Source organism: Rhodococcus sp. NS-SX18, from assembly GCF_057367935.1.
Genome location: NZ_CM170633.1, coordinates 1513682 through 1534389 on the forward strand (window position 1 = coordinate 1513682; position 20708 = coordinate 1534389).

A 20708-nucleotide genomic window follows, 5' to 3' on the forward strand; every position below is an offset into this window, starting at 1 on the left:
CTACGACCTGAATGAGAATTCAGTTTCGTATCAGATCACGATGAGACGCGCATCACAAGACCCCGAGGCTCGTCAGTCCCGCGGCTGGACCCGCGTCATCGCGAGCACGTCGAGCCTCCGATCCAGCTCCTCTTCACTCAGGCCGTCACCGATCAGGCCCCGGTCGATGACCGCCTGCCGGATGGTCTTCTTCTCCCGCAGCGCCTCTTTCGCGACCGCAGCGGCCTCCTCGTACCCGATCGCCGAGTTCAGCGGCGTCACGATCGAGGGCGACGATTCCGCGAGGGTACGCAGATGTTCGGTGTTCGCCACGAGCCCGTCGACGCACCGCTCGGCGAACAGGCGCGAGACGTTCGCCAGCAGGCGCAGCGACTCGAGCAGATTGCGGGCCATCATCGGGATGTAGACGTTGAGTTCGAACGCACCCGCGGCACCACCCCACGCCACAGCCGCGTCGTTGCCCACGACCTGCGCCGCCACCTGGGTCACCGCCTCGGGCAGCACCGGGTTCACCTTTCCCGGCATGATCGAGCTGCCGGGCTGCAGATCCGGCAGCTGGATCTCGGCGAGACCTGTCAGCGGCCCGGACCCCATCCACCGGATGTCGTTGGCGATCTTCGTCAGCGAGACCGCAATGGTCCGCAACGCCCCGGACGCCTCGACGAGACCGTCCCGGGCGGCCTGCGCCTCGAAGCTGTTCTTCGCCGGGGTCAGCGCCTCCACCCCGGTCGCCCGCACCAGTTCGGCGACGACGCGGGGACCGAACCCCTCGGGTGCGTTCAGGCCCGTCCCGACGGCCGTGCCCCCGATGGCGAGCTCACCCAGCCGCGGCAGGGTCGCCTGCACTCGCTCGATGCCGGCCTCGATCTGCCGGGCGTAGCCACCGAACTCCTGGCCGAGTGTGACCGGCACGGCATCCATCAGGTGCGTCCGCCCGGACTTGACGACCAGTTTCCACTCCTCCGCCTTCGCGGCGAGCGAGGCCCGCAGCTGATCGAGGGCCGGGACGAGATCCTTCACCGCCGACTCGGTGGCGGCGACATGTGTCGCAGTCGGGAAGGTGTCGTTCGACGACTGCGACATGTTGACGTGATCGTTGGGATGTACCGTCACCCCGCGCTGGGCGGCGATGCTCGCGATGACCTCGTTCGCATTCATGTTCGAGCTCGTGCCCGAACCGGTCTGGAACACGTCGATGGGGAACTGGTCGTCGTGCAGGCCCTCGGCGATCTCGGTGGCGGCGGCGACGATCGCATCGGCCTTCTCCGCGTCGAGCACACCCAGATCCTTGTTGACCTGGGCGCACGCCGCCTTGAGCAGACCCATCGCGCGGATCTGGGTGCGCTCGAGGCCGCGACCGGAGATCGGGAAGTTCTCCACGGCCCGCTGGGTCTGAGCGCGCCACAGGGCGTCAGCCGGGACTCGGACCTCGCCCATGGTGTCGTGTTCGATTCGGAACTGCTGCTCGGAATTGTCGGCCATGGCTTCACAGTAGGCGGCGCGAGCGGCAGCGGCGCCCCTTCGGACAGGCAGAGATCCGAAAGGGCGCCACGACCGCGGACCGGGTCACGGCAGGGGAGGAACGGCCCCCGCGACGCCGTGGAAATCGATCGAGGTGAATTCGCTGAGCTTCTTCAGCCGGTGGTACGCCTCGACCATCCGGACGGTGCCGGACTTGCTGCGCATCACGATCGACTGCGTCGTCGCGCCGCCGCCGTAGTAGCGGACACCCTTCACCAGCTCACCGTCGGTGACGCCGGTCGCGCAGAAGAAGATGTTCTCGCCCTTGACCAGATCGGTGGTGGTCAGCACGCGGCCCGGCTCGTGGCCCGCGTCGATCGCCTTCTGCCGCTCCTCGTCGTCCTTCGGCGCCAGGCGACCCTGCAGCGCGCCGCCCATGCACCGCATCGCGGCCGCGGCGATGATGCCCTCCGGGGTGCCGCCGATGCCCAGCAGCATGTCGACACCCGAACCCGGGCGTGCCGCGGCGATCGCGCCGGCGACGTCACCGTCGGAGATCAGCCGGATGCGCGCGCCGGTCGCGCGCACATCGCTGATGAGCTGCGCGTGCCGGGGACGGTCCAGGATCGTGACGGTGATGTCGGAGATCTCCGAGTGCTTCGCCTTCGCGACACGGCTGATGTTCTCGGCGACCGGTGCGGTGATGTCGATGACGTCCGCGGCCTCCGGGCCGACAGCGATCTTGTCCATGTAGAACACGGCGGACGGGTCGAACATGGCGCCGCGCTCGGCGACGGCGAGCACCGCGATGGAGCCGGGCGCGCCCTTCGCCATCAAGGTGGTGCCGTCGATCGGGTCGACCGCCACGTCGCACAGCGGCCCGTCGCCGTTGCCGACCTCCTCGCCGTTGTAGAGCATGGGCGCCTCGTCCTTCTCGCCCTCGCCGATCACGACGACGCCGCGCATGGACACCGAGCTGACCATGTGACGCATGGCGTCGACGGCGGCGCCGTCGCCGCCTTCCTTGTCGCCGCGGCCTACCCAGCGGCCCGCAGCCATCGCCGCGGCCTCGGTGACACGCACCAGCTCGAGGGCGAGATTGCGGTCCGGGGCCTGGCGGCGGGTCGGGGTGCTGGCCGTCATGGGCTACTGCCTCCTGGTGCGGTCGGTCGACGTGGACGCCGACGCGGGACGGCCGTCGAACAGGCGACCGTCGGGTTCCGATGGTTTCGAGTGGTAATTCTCTCATCACCGCCCCGTGAGCGGGGCTCGGACCCGGCCACGTGCGGGTATCGGTGCCGGCGGCTGTCAGACTGGAGACGTGGCCCCCCAGAAACCCCGCATTCTCCACGACACGCGCGACATGGCGTGGTCGCTGATTCCGCTGCTGCTGATCATGGTCGTCATCGCCGCCATCGCCAGCCAGTGCTCCTTCAGCCCCGGCGGCCCCACCGCGGGGCCTGTGCCCAGCTTCGACGTCGACGCGGGCCTGAAGTACGACGCACGCGAGCTGGACTTCCCGATCCGGCAGCCGAAGGTGCCGGAGGACTGGCAGGCGAACTCCGGCAGCCGCAGCATTATCACCGGCGAACAGGGCGGCGACTCGAGCACCGTCGGGTTCATCACCCCGGCCGGCCGGTACGTGCGGTTCACCCAGTCGAACGCGGGGGAGGACGAGCTGGTGCGGTTCGTCGCCGGGGAGCCGCGCACCGCAACCGGGGCGCAGGACATCGCCGGCCGCGACTGGGTGGTCTACGGCGGGCAGGGCGTCGAACCGCTGTGGGTGTCCGACTACGGCGACGTTCGGATCCTCGTCGGTGGTTCCGGCGACGAGGCCGAGTTCCGCGAACTCGCGGCCGCTGCGGGCGCAGCCGAGCCGCTACAGCCCTGACGGGCGAGGCCGCTCACTCCTCGTCGTCGTCCAACTCGTCGTCGTCCACCTCGTCGTCGCTGTGCGCCAGCGCGGCCTCGACACGCTGCCGGGCGCCGGCGAGATGCTCCTCGCAGCGACGCGCGAGCGCCTCGCCCCGCTCCCACAGCGTCAGCGACTCGTCCAGGTCCAGGCCACCCTGTTCGAGCATCTTGACCACGTTGACGAGCTCGTCGCGTGCCCGCTCGTAGCCGAACTCCGCAACGTCGTCGTTCGGGCCGCTCACGGGTGTGTCCTTCGTCTCGCTCATCCGCTCCTCGTCACTTCTCTCGTCCGATGACGGCCGCGCGCACCGCACCGTCGGCAACCCGTACCCGCAGCTGGGTGCCGGGCGGTGCGTCGTCGACCGACCGCAACACCTCCGCGTCCCCGTCCGGGACCATCCGCTGCACCACCGCGTAGCCGCGGGCCAGGGTGGCGGCGGGTCCGAGCGTCCCGAGCCGCGCCCCGAGATGTTCGATCCGGGTGGCCTCGGCGGCGATCGCACGGCCCACATCGCGCCGGGCGCACTGCCGCAGCCGCTCGATCTCCTCGCTCCGCCTGTCGACGGTGCGCAGCGGGTCGGCGAGCACCGGTCGGCTGCGCAGCTGTTCGATCACGTGTTCCTCCCTGCGCACCCAGTTGCGCAGCGCCGCGGCCGCCCGCGCCCGCAGCTCGTCCACCAGGTCCTGCTCGGCCACCGCGTCCGGCACGATCCGTTTCGCCGCGTCCGTGGGGGTGGCCGCCCGCAGATCGGCGACGTAGTCGGAAAGTGGACTGTCGGGTTCGTGCCCGATGGCGCTGACCACCGGCGTCGTGCACCGGACGATCGCGCGGCACAGCGCCTCGTCGGAGAACGGCAGCAGATCCTCCACGCTGCCGCCGCCGCGCGCGAGCACGATCACGTCGACGGACGGGTCCGTGTCGAGTTCCTCGAGCGCATCGAGGATCTGCGGGACCGCGGTGGGCCCCTGGACGGCGGTGTTGCGAATCTCGAATCGGACGGCCGGCCACCGGCGCTGCGCGACGCTGAGCACGTCCCGCTCGGCGGCGCTCGCCCGACCGGTGATCAGACCGATCCGGTGCGGCAGGAACGGCAGTGGCCGTTTGAGCCGCGGGTCGAACAGCCCCTCGGCCGCAAGCAGTGCGCGTAGCCGCTCGATTCGAGCGAGGAGTTCGCCGATTCCGACGGCACGGATCTCGGTGACCCGCAGGGCCAGGGTGCCGCGGCCGGTCCAGAAGGACAGCTTGCCGAACATCACCACCCGGCTGCCCTCGGTGAGCGGCACGGGGGAGTTCTGCACCAGCTGTGGCGAGCACGTCACCGACAGCGACATGTCCGCCGACGGATCCCGCAGCGTGAGGAAGGCGGTGCGGGTGCCGGGACGCACGTTGAGCTGGGTGATCTGTCCCTCCACCCAGACCGAGCCGAGTCGGTCGATCCAGCCGGCGACCTTCTGCGAGACGGTCCGGACCGGCCACGGATGCTCCGCGGAGTTGGACGGGGTGGCCGTGGGCGCGGAGGTCACTTGGTGCTTGCGTTCGCGATCCGGTTGGACAGCATGGTCTCGAACGGGTCGCGCGCGCGGGTGGCGCTTTCGTACTCGAGCAGCGCCCGCAGGTCCTCGACCGACAGGGTGCGCATCCGCGCTCGCAGCTGTGCCAGGGTCAGCGACGGGTAGTCGAGCAGCTCGACGATCTCGGGAAGCTCGGCCCCGGCCGCGCTCCCGGCGGCAGTCTTCTTCGCCGCCTTCTTCGCAGGTGCCTTCGCGGACTTCTTCGCGGGCGCCTTCGCGGACGTGTCACCCTCGCCGCCGGCCGCGGTCGTGCCGGCACTGATCTTGGCGGCGGTGGACTCGGCGGTCGACTCCGCTCCGGCGCGGGGCCCGGACCCCTCCGTCCCGGCGTCGGCCGACGTGCCCGCCTCGGGGCCGGCCGAGACCGGGACCGCCGCCTCGGTGGCTGGTGGCATCGAGTAGAGAGCGAAGCGTCCCGGCGTCGCGGCGGTCGACGGCTCGGCAGTGCCCACCGGCTCGGCGTCCTCGTCGAAGGTGGCCCACGACGGCGCCTCGGCGGGCGCAGCGCCGAGCAGCTCGAACAACTGGTCACCCTTGATCGCGAGCGACGTCATCGTCTGCTGGATCCGCATCGTCGTCTGAAGGATCTGGCTGACCGTGGTCATCGGCAGGGCGACCGCCGTGGACGGCAGCTTGAGGGTCTCTTCGTACGCGGTGACGGCCAGCCCGGCCGCCACCCGCGCCATGAACGGTGGACGGATCATGTGAAACAGACTGCCTCACGTGCCGCCCGATTGGTAGCCGAGGAGGGCCGGCCCCGCGGACGGCCCGTACCCTGGAGACATGTCTGCGCCTGTTCCCCTCGAAGTCGGAATCACTCGGTCGGCCGGTTCACCGGCTGCCGGCAAGCGCGTCCTGCTCGCCGAGCCGCGCGGGTACTGCGCCGGTGTCGACCGAGCCGTCGAAACGGTGGAGAAGGCACTCGAGAAGCACGGTGCCCCCATCTACGTCCGCAAGGAGATCGTCCACAACCGTCACGTGGTCGAGACCCTCGCCGAGCGCGGGGTGGTCTTCGTCGACGAGACCGACGAGGTACCGGAGGGCGCGGTACTCGTGTTCTCGGCCCACGGTGTCTCCCCCGCGGTGCACGCCTCCGCCGCCGAACGCAACCTGCGCACCATCGACGCCACGTGCCCCCTGGTGACGAAGGTGCACCAGGAGGCGAAGCGCTTCGCTCGCGACGACTACGACATCCTGCTCATCGGGCACGAAGGCCACGAGGAGGTGGAGGGCACCGCCGGCGAGGCCCCCGACCACGTCCAGCTCGTCGACGGTCCGGATGCGGTCGACCAGGTCACCGTGCGCGACGAGGCGAAGGTCATCTGGCTCTCGCAGACCACCCTCAGCGTCGACGAGACCATGGAGACGGTCCAGCGGCTGCGCGAGAAGTTCCCGCTGCTGCAGGATCCCCCGAGCGACGACATCTGCTACGCCACCCAGAATCGGCAGGTGGCGGTCAAGGCGATGGCGCCCGAATGCGACCTGGTCATCGTCGTGGGGTCCCGCAATTCGTCGAACTCGGTCCGGCTCGTGGAGGTGGCTCTCGGGGCCGGTGCCCGGGCTGCGCATCTCGTCGACTACGCCCGCGAGGTCGACCCGACCTGGCTCGAAGGAGTCCGCACCGTCGGAATCACCTCCGGCGCGTCGGTGCCGGAGGTCCTCGTGCGCGGCGTGATCGATCTGCTCGCCGAGCACGGTTTCGCCGACGTGCAGTCGGTCACCACAGCCAACGAAACCCTGGTGTTCGCGCTGCCCCGCGAACTTCGCTCCGCGCGTCGCGCGTGATCCGGAGCGGGCTCGGTCAGTCCTCGTACCGGTCCCGGTAGCGCACTCGGGGCTGCCGGTATTCGGGGGTATCCGGGCCAGGAGACCGACGACGGGTGGGCGGGGGCACTTCTTCCCGCTCGTAGGGCCGGTCGGGGCGGGACCGGTGATCGCCGCGACGGTCGTAGTCCCGGCGGGTCTCGGCGGCCCGTCGCGGGGCCGGTTCCGCCCGGCGTGAGGCCGGTTCGGCGCGGTGTGGGGCCGGTTCGGCTCGCCGGGGCCGGTAGGCGACATCAGGTGCCGCGGGTGGCTCGCTTGCGCCCCGACGTGCCGTTTCCGGGGCCGGAGCGGTGGAGCGGCGCCGCACCACCGGGTTGTCGCGCGTGTCCGCAACCTGTCGCACGCTGGCCTTGGTGGAGGCCGGGGGCCGGGCGGCCGCACGGGCGCGACGTCCACGCGCCGGCTTCGTAGCCCCGGCACCGTCGCGGTCCTGCTGCGAGCCGCGTGACGGGGTCCCGGCGGCGCGGGCGCCCCGCCGGCGCGGACGGGCCGGGGCCGGTACCTGCGACCGGCTCAGGAAGATCCGCAGCCCGCCGACGACCAGGACCGCCACCGTGGCGGTGAGCATCACCGGGAACCGGTTCACCAGCGGATACGCCACGTTGAGCGCCAGGTCCTTCAGGCCCCCACCACCGGATTCGACGAGGAACTCCTGCGCGATCGGGACGGCGACAAGGAGCAGTAGCGGCGGCTGCGCCATCGCGGTGAACAGCGCCCGATGCTGCACGGCCGCTACCGCCGCGACGCATCCGAGCACGTAGAACGCGGAGAACGCCGAGCCGAGCTCGTTTCCGCGTGCCGCATCGATGAGGAAGCCGAGCAGGGTCGAGCCCGCCGCGACGAGGACCGCGCCCCACCACGGGACGCCAGGCACAGTGGGCGCCACCGACCGCATGTCGAGCGGCACCGCCGAGCGAGCACGTTGCGTTGCAGACACATGTCGACACTAGACCCATCGGGTCAACTTGCTTCGTCGACAGGACCGTCGGACTCGGAGTTGTCCGTCGGACTCACGCGGCGCGGCCACGCATCGACCGGTCGCACCTCCGGGTGTTCGCCGTCGAAGATCTCCAGTTCGCTCAGCTTGCGGGCCGTCACCCCGACCCGGGACTCCATCGACGCGACGGTCAGGTTGAACGAGTCGACGGCCTTGCCCAGCTGGGACCCGAGCCGGTCGAGGTGCCCGCCGACGACCCCGATCCGCTGATACAGCTCCCGGCCGAGCTGGTGGATCGTCGCGGCCTCCTTCGACAGGGCCTCCTGGCGCCAGGTGTGCGCGATGGTGCGCAGCAGCGCCACCAGGGTGGTGGGGGTGGCCAGGATCACGTTCCGCGCGAACGCGTACTCGAGCAGGTCCGAATCCGCGGCCAGCGCCGCATCGAGGAACGGGTCGCCGGGAACGAACAGCACCACGAACTCGGGCGTCGGATCGAACGATTCCCAGTAGGCCTTCGCCGAGAGCTGGTCGACGTGCGTGCGTACCTGACGGGCATGCCGCACCAGGTGCTGATCGCGTCGAGCAACGTCCTCCTCCTGGGCGGCGTCGAGATAGGCGGCGAACGGCACCTTCGCATCCACGACGATCTGCTTGCCACCGGCGAGATACACCAGCAGATCCGGGCGGACCCCGTCCTTGGTGACCTGGGTGTCGAAGTCGCAGTGCCGCACCATTCCGGCGAGCTCGACCACGCGTTCGAGCTGGATCTCGCCCCATCGTCCGCGCACCTGTGGGGCGCGCAGGGCCGTCACCAGCTGCTGCGTCTGCGTGGAGAGCAGCTGCGAGGCGCGGTGCATGCCTTCGACCTGCTCGGTGAGACCGGCGTACGCGTGTACCCGGTTGCGCTCGACGTGCTCCACCTGCCGGGCGAGCGCCCCCACCGCCTCCTGCAACGGTCCGACGAGACGTGAGACCTGTTCGCCGATCGCGCCCGAATGGCGGCGCGCGGAGTCCTCGCTCACGGCGCCGAGCGCCTGCCGCAGCTGCCCTTCGTTCTCACGCAGAGCCGCGAGTTGGGCCTCCGCCCGCGCGGCGCGGTCGCCGCTGCGGGCGGCGTGCAGCAGCCAGCCGACAACTCCGCCGAGCGCGAGGGCGGCAAGCAACGCCAGTGCCGTGAGTGCCGTCATGGTGCGCATGATGCCCGAGTGGACCGACACGCTCACCCGGACCGGGCGACGGCGTGTCGGTGCGCTGCTCTACGGTCTGACGGCATGCGGATCCTGCACACCTCGGACTGGCACATCGGCCGCACCTTCCACGGTGTGGATCTGTTGTCCGACCAGGCCCAGGCCCTCGCCGCCCTCGCCGACCTCGTCGCCGAGCGGCGGGTCGACGTCGTGGTGGTGGCCGGGGACGTCTACGACCGCTCCATCCCGAGTGCCGACGCCGTCGCGGTGTGCAACGCGGGGCTCGAGGCGATCCGCGCGGCCGGTGCCGTCATCGTCGCGACGTCCGGCAACCACGACTCTCCCGTCCGCCTGGGCGCCGGCGCGGCGTTCGCCGCCGAGGGCGGGTTGCACCTGATCACCCGGGTCTCCCAGATCGACCGGCCCGTCCTGCTCGACGACGCCCACGGCACCGTCGCCTTCTACGGCATCCCCTACCTGGAGCCGGAGATCACCCGCGCCGAGCTGGGTGTGCCCGAGGCCCGCTCGCACGCGGAGATTCTCGGGGCGGCGATGGACCGGGTCCGCGCCGACGCGCGTGCCCGCGACATCCGCGCCGTGGTTCTCGCGCACGCCTTCGTCGTCGGCGCCGAGGCGTCCGGTTCCGAGCGGTCCATCTCGGTCGGCGGCGTCGAGACCGTCCCGGCGTCGGCGTTCGACGGCGTCGACTACGTCGCTCTCGGTCACCTCCACTCCCCGCAGACCGTCGCCGAGCACGTCCGCTACTCCGGTTCGCCCCTGCCGTACTCGTTCGGGGAGCGCACCCACAGCAAAGCCGTGTGGCTCGTCGAGCTGGATGCGGCCGGGCGGGCGGACGTCGAGCGCGTCGACCTGCCTGTCGTGCGGGGCCTGAGTCGTCTCACCGGCGTCCTCGACGATCTGCTCACCGACGACGCGCACGCCGCGGCGGAGGACCACTACGTCTCGGCCGTTCTCACCGACGCCGTGCGGCCCCTCGATGCGATGCGCCGGCTGCAGTCCCGTTTCCCCCGGGCCGTCCACGTCGAGTGGGAACCGCCCGCCGCGACCTCGACCGTCACCTATCGGCAGAAGGTGCGCGGCCGGACCGACCTCGACATCACCCGAGGATTCCTCACCGACGTGCGGTCCGAGCCGTCCGCGCGGGAGCTGCGCTGGGTACAGCAGGCGCTGCGCGACGTCGACCGCGCCGCGGGTGTCGGGACCGAGCAGACCGCCGCACCGGGGGAGGCGTCCGCGTGAGGCTGCACCAGCTGGAGGTCACCGCGTTCGGGCCGTTCGCCGACACCGTGCGGGTGGACTTCGACGAGCTCGGCGCCGACGGACTGTTCCTGCTGCACGGCCGCACCGGCGCCGGCAAGACCTCCATCCTCGATGCGGTGGCGTTCGCCCTGTACGGCACGGTGCCCGGGGCCCGCGCCGACGGGCGCCGGCTGCTGTCGGATCACGCCCCCGCCGGCACCGCACCCCAGGTCGGTCTCGAGGCGACCATCGCCGGCCGGCGGCTGCGGATCGTGCGCAGTCCCGACTACGAGCGGCCGAAGCTGCGCGGTACCGGGACCGTCAAGCAGAACGCCAAGGCGAGCCTGACCTGGCTCGACGGTTCGGGTGAGCACCTCTCGCGGCTGCCCGACATCGCGGAGGCCGTCCGGCGGCTGCTGGGGATGAGCGCCGAGCAGTTCTTCCAGGTCGTGCTGCTGCCCCAGGGCGAGTTCGCGAAGTTCCTGCGCGCCGACAGCGAGGACCGCGGCAAGCTGCTCGAGCGGCTGTTCGACACCACTCGATTCGGTTCCGTCGAGCGCTGGTTCAAGGACCGCCGCAGCGCCGCCGCCACCCGCCTCGAAGAACAGCAGCGCGCCGTCGACCTGCTCCTCGCCAAGGTCAGCGCCGCAGCCGGCCTCGAGGCGGGAGCGGACGCCGAACCGGTCGTGTGGGCGCACCGGCTGCTCGACGACGGCGCCGAGAACCGGGATCTCGCGCTGGCGGCACTCGACCGAGCGCGTGCCGACGACACCCGCGACCGGGCGGCCCTCGCGGAGGCGACCGAGCTGCGACGGTGCCAGGAACGCCGCGCCCGCGCGGTCGCCGAGCTCGCCGAGCTGGATGCCGCGGCCGACGAGCTGCAGTCCCTGACCGCAGAACTCGAGACGGCGCGGCGGGCGGCGTCGGTCGTCGAGATCGCGCGCGACGCGCGCCGCGCCGCCGAAGCCGCCGCCACCGCCCATGCCGCCGCGGTGGACGCCGCCGTGCCCTTGGCCGCCGACCGGGAGGGGCAGGCCCTCGTCGCGGAGCTCGACGGTTCCCCCGCCGACACCGACCGCGGACTGATCCGGCCCCACGAGCAGCGGTGGTCCGCGGAGGTGGTCCGCCTCGACGGCCTGCTCGAGCAGGAGGAGCGCCTGATCCGGCTCGAGACCGACCGCGTCGCTCTGCAACGGCAGCGCCGCGACCTGGTTGTGCGCGCCGAGCGGATCGCCGTGGACCTGGACCAACTTCCGAACCGCCGCGATGCCGCGGAGCAGGCCGCGCGCGCGTCCGAGCAGGCCGCCGCCACCCTGCCCCGACTCGAGGCCGAACTCACGCGGACCAGCGACGCCCTCGCCGCCGCCACCGAGCTCCGGGACCTGGTCCCGCAGCTGCAACGGCTCGAGGACGAGGTCGCCGCCCGCCGCGACGCGCATCTCGACGCGCGCACTGCCCTGCTCGACGTGCGTGAGCGCCGGATCGCCGGGATGGCCGCCGAGTTGGCCACCGATCTGGTCGACGGGCATCCGTGTGTGGTGTGCGGCGCCACCGCCCACCCGTCCCCGGCCCGGCTGGCCCCGGACACCGCGACCAAGACGGACGAGGACGCGGCCCGGGACGCCGAGCAGCGCGCCGCCACGGCACTGACGCGGGCGCAGGCGGCCGTCGCGGATGTCGCCAACACCGTCGCGGTGCTACGGCAGCGCTGCGGCGACGCCGGTCTCGACGAACTCACCGAAGCGCGGGCCGCGGCCGCCGCCGCGCACGCTGCGACGGCGGCCACCGCAGCCGAATGCGAGCACCGTCGCGGCGAGATCGTCCGGCTGCGCCAACTCGACGCCGACCTGCGCGAGCAGGCACGCGCGGTGGATGTCGAGGCCGCCCAGGCCGCGCACCGCGAGGAGAGCGCCGCCGCGGAAGCCGACGAGATCCGTGCCCGCATCACTGTGGCAGCCGGAGGCGAAGACTCCCTCGCCACCCGCCGACATCGGATCGCGGCGCTCGCCGCCGCCGCGGCGAACCTGCTCGACGCCCGGGTTCGGGCCGCGAACGCGGCGACGAGTGCGCGCGAACGTGCCCGGGAGGCGGCCGCAGCCGCGGAACGGGCGGGATTCGGGAGCATCGAGCAGGCCCTGGCAGCCGTCCGTCCCGAGGCGCGCCTGCGTGAGATCGACCAGGCGCTGCGCGCGGCGGCCGACCGGCGCGCGGCGGCGCAGGGCGTGCTCGACGACCCGGACACGGCCCGGGTCGGCGACGACCCGGTGGACCTCGCGGAACCGGAGGCCGCGGTCGCGCGGAGCGCGGCCGCGCTGGCCGCGGCCGTCTCCACAGCCTCCGAGGCCGAGCGCCGCCACGCCGACATCGAGAAGTTCGCGACGCGCCTCGAAGACGAGTACGCGAAGCTGGTGCCGCTGCGGGACGAGCAGGCCGAACTCGCGGCCCTCGCCGAAGTCGTCGCGGGCACCGGGCAGAATGCGCGCAAGATGTCGCTGCGCTCGTACGTGCTCGCGGCTCGCCTCGAGGAGGTCGCCGAATCGGCGTCGGTGCGGTTGCGGCGCATGTCCGGTGGCCGCTACGAATTCGTGCACTCCGATGCGGCAGGCACGCACGGCAAGCGCGGTGGCCTCGGGCTCGACATCCACGACGAGTACACCGGTGTCGTGCGGTCGACGAAGACCCTCTCGGGCGGTGAGTCGTTCCAGGCGTCGCTGGCGCTGGCGCTCGGGCTCGCCGACGTCGTCGCCGCCGAATCCGGGGGGCTGGTGCTCGACACGATGTTCATCGACGAGGGGTTCGGCACGCTCGACGCCGACGCGCTCGACGCGGTCATGGGCGTGCTCGACGAGCTGCGCGCCGGCGGCCGGGTGGTCGGCGTGGTCAGCCACGTCGACGAGATGCGTCAGCGTATCCCCAGCCGCCTGCACGTCGTGCGCGGCCGCACCGGGTCCACGGTGGAGATCGCCGGCTGAGCCCGACCGATCAGGCCGGGCCGGGCTCGGCCGGTGCCGGCGGCAGTGCCGGGGTCTCCTCGGTGGTCTCGAGTTCGTCCGTCGTAGCGCTGCGTTCGTCGATCTGCTCACCGACGTAGCGCAGCACCACCGCGGCGACGGCCGCGACGGGAACGGCCAGGAACGCACCGATGATGCCGAACAGCGACGATCCTGCGGTGACGGCGAGCAGCACCACCACCGCGTGCAGGTGCATGCTGCGCGATTGCAGCACGGGCTGGAGCACGTTCCCCTCGAGCTGCTGCACCGCAATGATGATGACGAGAACGATGACGGCGGTGGTCAGCCCGTTCGCGACGAGCGCCACGAGAACGGCGAGCGCTCCGGCGACGAAGGCACCGACGATCGGGATGAACCCGCCGATGAAAGTGAGGATCGCCAGCACGGGCGCCAGCGGCACCCCGAGGATGACCAGACCCAGGCCGATGAAGAACGCGTCGATGAAACTGACGAGCGCCTGCGTGCGGATGAACCCGCCGAGGGTGTTCCACATCCGGATCAGCACCTCTTCCAGGTGCCGCCCGGCACGACCGCCACCGACGGCGTGCACCCACGGGATGAACCGCGGGCCGTCCTTGATGAAGAAGAACACCAGGACGAGGACCAGGCCGATCGTCACCAGCAGGGAACCGGCCGTGCTGACGCCGGTGAACACGCCGCTGGCGATGGTCGCGCCGCTCTCCTGGACCTTGTCGATCACCACCTGGGTCGCGTTCTCGAGCTGCTCGTCCTTCAGGTTGAACGGCGGGCCCTGCACCCAGTCCAGCACCTTGTTGATGCCGTCGGTGGTCTTGTTCGCGAGTTCCGGTGCCTGCGCCACCACCGACGGGACGATGCCCGCGATGATGCCGCCGACGATCGCGAAGAACAGGAACAGCGTCAGGCCGGCCGCGGCCGCCGGCGGCACGCCGCGCCGCATCATGCCGCGGGTGGGCGGCCACAGCATGGTGGCGACGACGATCGCCAGTGCCACGGGCAGGACGATCACCCACATCTTCTCGATGATCCAGCCGATGACCAGCGCGCCCGCCGCGATTACGACCAGCGCCGCCGACCACTTCGCCAGCGCCAACCCGCCGGAGGCGATCAGCGTGGTGCGGTCCGGTTTCGGTGCCGGTGGCTTCCGCTCGGTGCTCTGCACATCGCTCAACGGACGGTCCTTCCGATGCTCTCGACGCCGCGGATCGGGCTCGTCTGCAATCTACGGGAACCGCGGCTCGCAGGGCGGTTCACCGGCGCGAACACCACGGAACGTGGCAGGCTTCCGGCCATGAAGAAGATCACCGCCGTGCTGGCCGCGAGTGCCGCGGCCGTCGTGCTCGTGTCCTGCAGTTCCGGTGACGACGCGTCGAACGAGTCCGACGCGGCGCGCACGACGATCGGCGGGGCCGCCTCGAGCCTGGCCTCGGCCGCGTCGAGCGTCGCCGAGCGGGCGCGCGGCGCCTTCGACGAGGCTAAGCTCGCGACGTTCGTCGCCGCGTTCCGCACCGGCTACCCCAACCTCGCCGCCGACCGCGACGACGCCTCCATCGAGGCGATCGTCATCGAGACGTGCCCGCTGATCGACTCCGGTGCGAGCGATCAGGAGGTGATCGCCAAGGTCGGCGAGCTGGCCCAGAACGGGGACACCGCGGCCACCGAGGAGCAGGCCGGCCGGATCTCGCAACTCGTCCGTGTCGCCTGCTGACGACCCGGCGGGGGTCGGGCCCGGGTCCGCGACGCGCTGGCAGTCCGAGCGCAGCGCCGACGATTCCCGCGCCTACATCGAGCGGTTCGCCGAACTCGCGCACGCCGGGACGGACCTGCACGGCGAGGCCCGGTTCGTCGACGTGCTCGTCCCGCGCGGCGCGCGGATCCTCGATGCCGGCTGCGGCACGGGCCGCGTCGGACTCGAGCTGGCCCGGCGGGGCCATCGGGTGACCGCGGTCGATCTCGACCCGGTGCTCGTGGAGGAGGCCCGGTCGCACCCGGAGCTGACCGTGCATCTCGCCGACCTGGCGCAGCTGGATCTGCCGGGTCCGAGGTTCGATGCGGTGGTTTCGGCCGGCAACGTGATGGTGTTCCTCGCGCCCGGCTCCGAGCGGGCCGTGCTCGGGCGGATCGCCGCACACCTGCGCCCGGACGGAGTGTTCGTCGCCGGGTTCACCACCGGCACGGCATATCGTCCGTCGCAGTTCGCCGCGGATCTCGCGGCCGTCGGCCTGGTACTCGAGCAGCGTTTCGCCACCTGGGACCTGCGACCGTGGCGCGACGACGCCGAGTGGCTGGTGGCCGTCGCGCGCCGTGCGGTTGGCGGGGGCTCGACCGCGACCCCGTAGAATATCGATTCCGTGAGCCTAACCCTCGGAATCGTCGGTCTTCCCAACGTCGGAAAGTCGACGCTGTTCAACGCGCTGACCAAGAACGAAGTGCTTGCCGCGAACTACCCGTTCGCCACCATCGAGCCGAACGTCGGCGTCGTCGAGCTGCCCGATCCGCGGCTGGAGCGGCTCGCCGAGATCTTCGGGTCGCAGCGCATCCTGCCCGCGACGGTGTCGTTCGTCGACATCGCCGGCATCGTCAAGGGCGCCTCCGAGGGCGCCGGCCTCGGCAACAAGTTCCTCGCCAACATCCGCGAGGCCGACGCCATCTGCCAGGTCGTGCGGGTGTTCGCCGACGACGACGTCGTCCACGTCGACGGCCGTGTCGATCCGCTCGCGGACATCGAGATCATCGAGACGGAGCTGATCCTCGCCGACCTGCAGACTCTGGAGAAGGCCCTGCCGCGCCTCGAGAAGGAGGCGAAGAAGAACAAGGAACTCAAGCCGCAGTTCGACGAGGCCGTCAAGGCCCAGGGCGTGCTGAACGAGGGCAAGACCCTGTTCGCGGCGAAGGACTCGCTCGACTTCGGTCTGCTGCGCGAGCTGAACATGATGACGACCAAGCCGTTCCTCTACGTGTTCAACGCGGACGAATCGGTGCTCACCGACGAGGCGAAGCAGCAGGAGCTCCGTGCGTCCGTCGCGCCGGCCGACTGTGTGTTCCTCGACGCGAAGGTCGAATCCGAGCTGATCGAACTCGAGGCCGACGAGGCTCAGGAGCTGCTCGAGTCCATCGGTCAGACCGAGCCGGGTCTGCACTCGCTCGCCCGCGTCGGCTTCCACACCCTCGGCCTGCAGACCTACCTCACCGCCGGACCGAAAGAGGCCCGGGCCTGGACCATCCCGCAGGGCGCGACCGCCCCGCAGGCCGCCGGTGTCATTCACTCCGACTTCGAGCGGGGCTTCATCAAGGCCGAGGTCGTCTCCTTCGAGGATCTCGACTCGGCCGGGTCGATGGCCGAGGCGAAGGCCCGCGGCAAGGTCCGCATGGAGGGCAAGGACTACGTGATGGCGGACGGCGACGTCGTGGAATTCCGCTTCAACGTCTAGAGGCCACGGCATCGGTGACACCGGTGATTGCTGTGGTCTTCACCGGGTTGCCGATCGCGAAGCCACCGAACCCGACACGCACGGCGCTCAGCGCCTCGGCACGGGTGCCTCGCCCAGGGTCCGGCGGGTGACGAACCTCCGCGGCGTCCCCGACAGCGGATCTCTGAACTCCAGCTCTCGCGCGAGCAATTGGAGTGGGAGGGAATGATCGTCCGGGGCTTCGGGCAGTAGGTCGGGATACCAACGGTCGCCCAGGATCCCGGCGCCGAGCGCTGCCAGATGCACCCGCAACTGGTGCATCCGTCCGGTGCGTGGACGCAGAACCGTATGCAGCACAGCACGTCCGGAGGCGCTCACGCCGGTTCCGCGCACCTCGACCGTCGTCTCGGCGTTGGGTTCACGGAAGTTGTCGACGACCACCCGTAACTCGCCGCGTCGCGCCTCGATGTGGTTGCGGTAGACGAAGGGCAGGGCCCGCCCGGTAAGCGCCGGTGCGTCCGGGTCCCACCCGGGCGGTCGCGCCGACACCGCCTCGTAAACCTTGAAGACCCGCCGCTTTTCGAACAGCGACTGGTACGCGCCACGCGTCGCGGGACGGGCCGAGAACATCACCAGGCCGGCGGTCGGCCGGTCCAGTCGATGGATCGGCGTCAGGTCCGGGTTGTCGAGGCGGGTCCGCAACCGGACGAGCGCGGACTCGCGCAGGTATCGCCCGCCGGGGGTGGTCGGGAGGAAGTGCGGCTTGTCGATCACGACGAGGTCGTCGTCGACATGCAGGATCTCCTCGTGGAACGGCATCGGTTCCTCCACCGGCAGATCGCGGTAGTACCAGACGAACCGATGCGTGCCCAGCGCGGTGCCGCGACCGATGGGACTGCCGTCGGCGCCCACGATCTCGCCGGCGTCGAACCGCCGGTACAGGTCGTCGGCGTCCAGGTGGTCGAACCTCGCGACGACGTACGCGGCGATCGTTGCCCACGGTCCGGACGTCGGGACTCGCAGGCGCGTGGGTCCGACCCCGTTCTTGACGGGGAGCGGGGAGGGCATCGGCACGCCCGTCATCATCCCACCGCCTGCCGGTCGGTCCGTGCCGCGGGTCGGGCCGAGACGTGGGCGGCACTGCCTGGCTCACACGCGATCGCCGGGCCCCGCGACGCGGAACCTGGCGATCTGGTGTGACGGTCGATCAGTGGAGCCCGACGACCTCCTGGGCGATGGCGGCCAGGCGGGTCTGGGCGGCCGACACGACACCGTGCCGGTTCTTGTGGGCCTCCTCGTACGCGACGATCGCGCGCACGTCGGCCGGTTCGGTCAGTTCCTTGACCTCGGCGACCGCCTGGGAGACATTGAGGCTGTCGTAGTCGGCGATCGGAAGTTCCTCGGCGGAGAGGATGCCGGTGGCGCTGCGCGCCGTGTGGATCGCCTGGGCAGTTCCGTCCGCACCTTCGCGGCGGGTGATCCGTTCGGCGGTCTCGAGCGCCGCGTCCCGGCTGGCCGTCAGGGTCTTGGTGGCGACGTCACCGGCATGCGCGCCACGGGCCAGCAATGAACCCAGGGCGGGTCGCGTGGAGCGGGCGGCGTCGATCGCGCGGTCGATGCCGCGCGTGGACCACATCACCGGGATGTTGACGATCCGCACCGCCGCGCCGGCGGCCGCCTGCAGCGGGGTCCGTCGCAGCGCGGCGGGCCCGCCGAGGGCATCCTCGGCCAGAACGGTCGTCAACCACTCCACAGTTGCGCTGTGGGCGGTGATCAGACGATCGGCCAGGCCGACGACCGCGGGGGTCTGGGCGGCCGTGGCGAGGGCCTTGAGATAGCGGGCGCGGTCGAGAAGCTGGTGCTCGAGCGCGAGGTCGCCCAGGAGCGCCTCGTCGAACGGCTGGGCCTGTTCGACCATGGCCTTCACCGCGGCGCCGGCGCGGCCGACGAACGGTCCGATGACGTCGGGCAGGCCGCCCAGTTCGCGGATGGTGCGCTCGATGGCCTCGGCGCGGTCGCGGCCGTTGGCGGCGTTCTCGGTCAGTTCGCGGCGGACGGCCTCGGTGCGGGCCTGGGCGATCCGGGTCTCGGCGACCTGGATCTCGGTGTTGGTCAGGTCGAGCAGTGCTCGCAACTGGGTGAGCAGCGTGGCGGTGTCGGTCTTGGTCATCGTGCGTTCGCTCCTTCGGTCGATGTCATCGATGGGGCTCACCGACGTGACACGAATCGGCTACCCGACCCCTACCGGCGGGTAACGCGATGTGAGGGAGAACACACTCGAAGGGCGCATGACCTGCGGGGTGTCCGGGTCATGCGCCGACGGCAGGGACGGCGAACGGTAGAGCGGCCTATCAGTCCACGCGCGACAGCACCGCGACCAGGAACCCGGACTCGTCGGTGAACGGGCGCAGATCCCAGGTCGAGAGCTTCAGATCCACCGCGAGACCGTTGGCCGCGGCGTCGGCGAAGAACTGCGGGAACTCGTAGCCCCGCTCCGCGCCGAATCCCACGACCGCCCGGCCCGTCGGGGCGAGATGACGGGCGAATCCCGCCAGTACCGCGCCACGAGTGGAGGGCGCCAGGAAAGTCATCACGTTGCCCGCGCAGACGATGACGTCGAAATCCGCCGCGACACCGCGGGCCGGCAGATCCAGTTCGGCGAGGTCGCCGACGAGCCAGGTGGGGCCGGGATGGTCCTGTTCCGCAGCGGCGATCAGGATCGGATCGACGTCGACGCCGACCACCGCGTGACCGGCTCGGTGCAGATAGCCACCGATCCGTCCCGGGCCGCAGCCTGCGTCGAGGACTCGCCCGCCGCGGTCGAGCATGGCATCGACCAGTCGGGCTTCGCCGGCGATGTCCTTACCCTCGGCCGCCATCTTCCGGAACCGCTCGACGTACCAGGTGGAATGCGCGGGGTCGGCCGCGGTGATCTCTTCCCACTGGCTGGGGATGCGATCGCTCATCGTCGTTCCTCCTCGATTCGGCCGTGCGGCGGGCCGCGGTCCCCAGCGGCGCGGGTCGCAGTCACCGTATGCGGTCACCTTAGGCACCCGGGGTGCCGGGCTGTCGAGCGCACCTGCGGGCGTCCCGGCCGCGCAGGCCCGTCCGATGCCTGGTCTCCCGGTTGACATCCATGTGTCCGAAGGCGAACGTGCAGTGGACGAGTCCGGCGGCGCGGCGCGGGTGCGCGAGCCCGGCTCACCTGTCCTCCCCACAGAGGAGTGCGATGTGAAGTCCGACTCCGGGCCCGGCGAGCCTCGCCGATATCGCAGGGGCCGCACCCACCGCGTGGAGAACGTCGTGATGAGCGCCCTGGTGCGGGCCGGCATCGTTCCGCATTCGTACCTGCTGACCACCCGAGGCCGTCGCACCGGCCGCACGCGCGCCAACCCTGTCACTGTCGTCGAGCATGCAGACCGGCGCTGGCTGGTGGCGCCCTACGGTGTGGTGCCGTGGGTGCTCAACGCGCGCGCTGCCGGCCGCGTGGGCCTGACCCGCCGCTTCCGCACCCGCCACTACACGGTCCGGGAGGTGCCGGCGCACGAGGCCGCGCCGGTCCTGCGGAAGTACGTCGGCGTCGCGTCCGCCACCCGGGACTACTTCCGGGCCGGCAAGGATGCCTCGACGGAGGAATTCGAGGCGGAGGCCGACCGCCACCCGGTGTTCGAACTCACCCCCGATCGCACGCCCGGGAACTGAGTGCTCGGGTGCGGTGCGGCGGGTAGACGAGTCGGTCGGCGAGAAATCCGACGGGAACTCGGACTCCGCCCCCGGGCCTGTTATTCGTTCGTGACCGAATGTTGCCGTTCGGTGATCTGAGTGACGGTGGGAACGTCACCCGAAGGGGGAATGCTCGTGCACGGCAGGCTCACGAGCATCAGCAGCAACGGTCGGGTGAGGGCCGTGCGGTGCGCACGAGGTTGGGACGTGACCATGGCGAGCACACCGGCATCCCCCGAGATCTCCGGCGAACGGGCCGCGTCGCTCGTCGAGAGCCCGAAAGTCGGGTGGATCCTGCTCACGCTCTTCGGCGTCGGTGGGGGACTGGTAGCGGCGTCCATCGCCGGATCGCTTCTGATCGGGCTCTCGGTGGTGGTGCTCGTCGGCGGTCTGGCCGCGGTGCTCGTCGCCGCCGTCTGATCCCGGTCCC

General features: G+C 71.2%; 20 protein-coding genes. 9 read left to right on the plus strand and 11 right to left on the minus strand.

What is annotated here, in order from left to right; translation table 11 throughout:
- Window positions 1–72 precede the first annotated feature (72 nt).
- Both AC2IPW_RS07110 and glpX read right to left on the minus strand, forming a co-directional pair.
- The gene (locus tag AC2IPW_RS07110) at window positions 73–1482 is read right to left on the minus strand and encodes a class II fumarate hydratase (RefSeq protein ID WP_486376562.1); all 1410 of its coding nucleotides are present in this window, start codon (window positions 1480–1482) and stop codon (window positions 73–75) included.
- Between the two features lie 84 nt (window positions 1483–1566).
- On the minus strand, window positions 1567–2604 hold the full coding sequence (glpX, locus tag AC2IPW_RS07115; protein WP_003935061.1) for a class II fructose-bisphosphatase: 1038 nt from the start codon (window positions 2602–2604) through the stop codon (window positions 1567–1569).
- 178 nt (window positions 2605–2782) lie between these two features.
- Here glpX and AC2IPW_RS07120 point away from each other — a divergent pair, with 178 nt between their 5' ends.
- A complete protein-coding gene (locus AC2IPW_RS07120) occupies window positions 2783–3352 on the plus strand; it encodes a DUF4245 domain-containing protein (RefSeq protein WP_486376563.1) in 570 nt (189 codons plus the stop codon).
- Between the two features lie 13 nt (window positions 3353–3365).
- Here the strand turns inward: AC2IPW_RS07120 and AC2IPW_RS07125 are convergent, their stop codons facing one another.
- Genes AC2IPW_RS07125 through AC2IPW_RS07135 form a run of 3 tightly spaced genes read right to left on the minus strand, consistent with a single transcriptional unit; the run spans window position 3366 to window position 5651 of the window.
- Window positions 3366–3641 carry an exodeoxyribonuclease VII small subunit gene (locus tag AC2IPW_RS07125; protein ID WP_486376564.1) on the minus strand — a complete coding sequence of 92 codons (276 nt, stop codon included), beginning with the start codon at window positions 3639–3641 and terminating at the stop codon, window positions 3366–3368.
- 10 nt (window positions 3642–3651) lie between these two features.
- Complete coding sequence (xseA, locus tag AC2IPW_RS07130) at window positions 3652–4899, minus strand: exodeoxyribonuclease VII large subunit (protein WP_486376565.1); 1248 nt, start codon at window positions 4897–4899, stop codon at window positions 3652–3654.
- Complete coding sequence (locus AC2IPW_RS07135; RefSeq protein ID WP_486376566.1) at window positions 4896–5651, minus strand: lipid droplet-associated protein; 756 nt, start codon at window positions 5649–5651, stop codon at window positions 4896–4898. The genes xseA and AC2IPW_RS07135 overlap by 4 nt, the downstream gene beginning before the upstream one ends.
- Window positions 5652–5730: 79 nt before the next feature.
- On the opposite strand from AC2IPW_RS07135, the gene AC2IPW_RS07140 reads away from it, so the two are divergent.
- The gene (locus tag AC2IPW_RS07140; RefSeq protein ID WP_371384464.1) at window positions 5731–6732 is read left to right on the plus strand and encodes a 4-hydroxy-3-methylbut-2-enyl diphosphate reductase; all 1002 of its coding nucleotides are present in this window, start codon (window positions 5731–5733) and stop codon (window positions 6730–6732) included.
- A gap of 16 nt (window positions 6733–6748) precedes the next feature.
- Here AC2IPW_RS07140 and AC2IPW_RS07145 read toward each other — a convergent pair whose 3' ends face one another.
- A complete protein-coding gene (locus AC2IPW_RS07145) occupies window positions 6749–7708 on the minus strand; it encodes a DUF6542 domain-containing protein (RefSeq protein ID WP_486376567.1) in 960 nt (319 codons plus the stop codon).
- A gap of 23 nt (window positions 7709–7731) precedes the next feature.
- The gene (locus AC2IPW_RS07150) at window positions 7732–8895 is read right to left on the minus strand and encodes a DNA recombination protein RmuC (RefSeq protein WP_040781409.1); all 1164 of its coding nucleotides are present in this window, start codon (window positions 8893–8895) and stop codon (window positions 7732–7734) included.
- An 84-nt stretch (window positions 8896–8979) separates the two neighbouring features.
- Here AC2IPW_RS07150 and AC2IPW_RS07155 point away from each other — a divergent pair, with 84 nt between their 5' ends.
- Together AC2IPW_RS07155 and AC2IPW_RS07160 are read left to right on the plus strand one after the other, a co-directional pair.
- A complete protein-coding gene (locus AC2IPW_RS07155) occupies window positions 8980–10155 on the plus strand; it encodes a metallophosphoesterase family protein (protein ID WP_416063025.1) in 1176 nt (391 codons plus the stop codon).
- Complete coding sequence (locus AC2IPW_RS07160) at window positions 10152–13127, plus strand: AAA family ATPase (RefSeq protein WP_486376568.1); 2976 nt, start codon at window positions 10152–10154, stop codon at window positions 13125–13127. Before AC2IPW_RS07155 ends, AC2IPW_RS07160 begins: the two co-directional genes overlap by 4 nt.
- A gap of 10 nt (window positions 13128–13137) precedes the next feature.
- Here AC2IPW_RS07160 and AC2IPW_RS07165 read toward each other — a convergent pair whose 3' ends face one another.
- The gene (locus AC2IPW_RS07165; RefSeq protein WP_371384494.1) at window positions 13138–14307 is read right to left on the minus strand and encodes an AI-2E family transporter; all 1170 of its coding nucleotides are present in this window, start codon (window positions 14305–14307) and stop codon (window positions 13138–13140) included.
- Window positions 14308–14436: 129 nt separating this feature from the next.
- Here AC2IPW_RS07165 and AC2IPW_RS07170 point away from each other — a divergent pair, with 129 nt between their 5' ends.
- The 3 genes from AC2IPW_RS07170 to ychF are packed head-to-tail and all read left to right on the plus strand — an operon-like array spanning window position 14437 to window position 16576.
- Window positions 14437–14853: a hypothetical protein gene (locus AC2IPW_RS07170; RefSeq protein WP_371384495.1), complete on the plus strand. Its 417-nt coding sequence runs from the start codon at window positions 14437–14439 to the stop codon at window positions 14851–14853.
- Complete coding sequence (locus tag AC2IPW_RS07175) at window positions 14840–15484, plus strand: class I SAM-dependent methyltransferase (RefSeq protein WP_486376569.1); 645 nt, start codon at window positions 14840–14842, stop codon at window positions 15482–15484. Before AC2IPW_RS07170 ends, AC2IPW_RS07175 begins: the two co-directional genes overlap by 14 nt.
- Before the next feature lie 12 nt (window positions 15485–15496).
- Window positions 15497–16576, plus strand: coding sequence for a redox-regulated ATPase YchF (ychF, locus tag AC2IPW_RS07180; RefSeq protein ID WP_003935048.1), 1080 nt, complete (start codon window positions 15497–15499; stop codon window positions 16574–16576).
- An 87-nt stretch (window positions 16577–16663) separates the two neighbouring features.
- Here the strand turns inward: ychF and AC2IPW_RS07185 are convergent, their stop codons facing one another.
- The 3 genes from AC2IPW_RS07185 to AC2IPW_RS07195 all read right to left on the minus strand — a co-directional run bounded on the left by AC2IPW_RS07185 (window position 16664) and on the right by AC2IPW_RS07195 (window position 19521).
- Complete coding sequence (locus AC2IPW_RS07185; RefSeq protein ID WP_054373427.1) at window positions 16664–17641, minus strand: pseudouridine synthase; 978 nt, start codon at window positions 17639–17641, stop codon at window positions 16664–16666.
- A 121-nt stretch (window positions 17642–17762) separates the two neighbouring features.
- On the minus strand, window positions 17763–18725 hold the full coding sequence (locus AC2IPW_RS07190) for a ferritin-like domain-containing protein (protein WP_486376570.1): 963 nt from the start codon (window positions 18723–18725) through the stop codon (window positions 17763–17765).
- A 181-nt stretch (window positions 18726–18906) separates the two neighbouring features.
- Entirely contained in the window at window positions 18907–19521 is a 615-nt protein-coding gene (locus tag AC2IPW_RS07195; protein ID WP_486376571.1) for a class I SAM-dependent methyltransferase, read from the minus strand.
- 265 nt (window positions 19522–19786) lie between these two features.
- On the opposite strand from AC2IPW_RS07195, the gene AC2IPW_RS07200 reads away from it, so the two are divergent.
- Entirely contained in the window at window positions 19787–20257 is a 471-nt protein-coding gene (locus AC2IPW_RS07200) for a nitroreductase family deazaflavin-dependent oxidoreductase (protein WP_054373424.1), read from the plus strand.
- A gap of 234 nt (window positions 20258–20491) precedes the next feature.
- Window positions 20492–20698 carry a hypothetical protein gene (locus AC2IPW_RS07205; RefSeq protein ID WP_003935043.1) on the plus strand — a complete coding sequence of 69 codons (207 nt, stop codon included), beginning with the start codon at window positions 20492–20494 and terminating at the stop codon, window positions 20696–20698.
- Window positions 20699–20708: the final 10 nt, after the last annotated feature.

Coding starts and splice junctions, on each gene's coding strand:
- AC2IPW_RS07125 (WP_486376564.1), bottom strand. CDS start 3,641: ATGAGCGAGACGAAGGACACACCCGTGAGCGGCCCGAACGACGACGTT.
- AC2IPW_RS07205 (WP_003935043.1), top strand. CDS start 20,492: ATGGCGAGCACACCGGCATCCCCCGAGATCTCCGGCGAACGGGCCGCG.
- glpX (WP_003935061.1), bottom strand. CDS start 2,604: ATGACGGCCAGCACCCCGACCCGCCGCCAGGCCCCGGACCGCAATCTC.
- AC2IPW_RS07110 (WP_486376562.1), bottom strand. CDS start 1,482: ATGGCCGACAATTCCGAGCAGCAGTTCCGAATCGAACACGACACCATG.
- AC2IPW_RS07150 (WP_040781409.1), bottom strand. CDS start 8,895: ATGACGGCACTCACGGCACTGGCGTTGCTTGCCGCCCTCGCGCTCGGC.
- AC2IPW_RS07190 (WP_486376570.1), bottom strand. CDS start 18,725: ATGACCAAGACCGACACCGCCACGCTGCTCACCCAGTTGCGAGCACTG.
- AC2IPW_RS07140 (WP_371384464.1), top strand. CDS start 5,731: ATGTCTGCGCCTGTTCCCCTCGAAGTCGGAATCACTCGGTCGGCCGGT.
- AC2IPW_RS07185 (WP_054373427.1), bottom strand. CDS start 17,641: ATGATGACGGGCGTGCCGATGCCCTCCCCGCTCCCCGTCAAGAACGGG.
- AC2IPW_RS07155 (WP_416063025.1), top strand. CDS start 8,980: ATGCGGATCCTGCACACCTCGGACTGGCACATCGGCCGCACCTTCCAC.
- AC2IPW_RS07195 (WP_486376571.1), bottom strand. CDS start 19,521: ATGAGCGATCGCATCCCCAGCCAGTGGGAAGAGATCACCGCGGCCGAC.
- AC2IPW_RS07135 (WP_486376566.1), bottom strand. CDS start 5,651: ATGATCCGTCCACCGTTCATGGCGCGGGTGGCGGCCGGGCTGGCCGTC.
- AC2IPW_RS07170 (WP_371384495.1), top strand. CDS start 14,437: ATGAAGAAGATCACCGCCGTGCTGGCCGCGAGTGCCGCGGCCGTCGTG.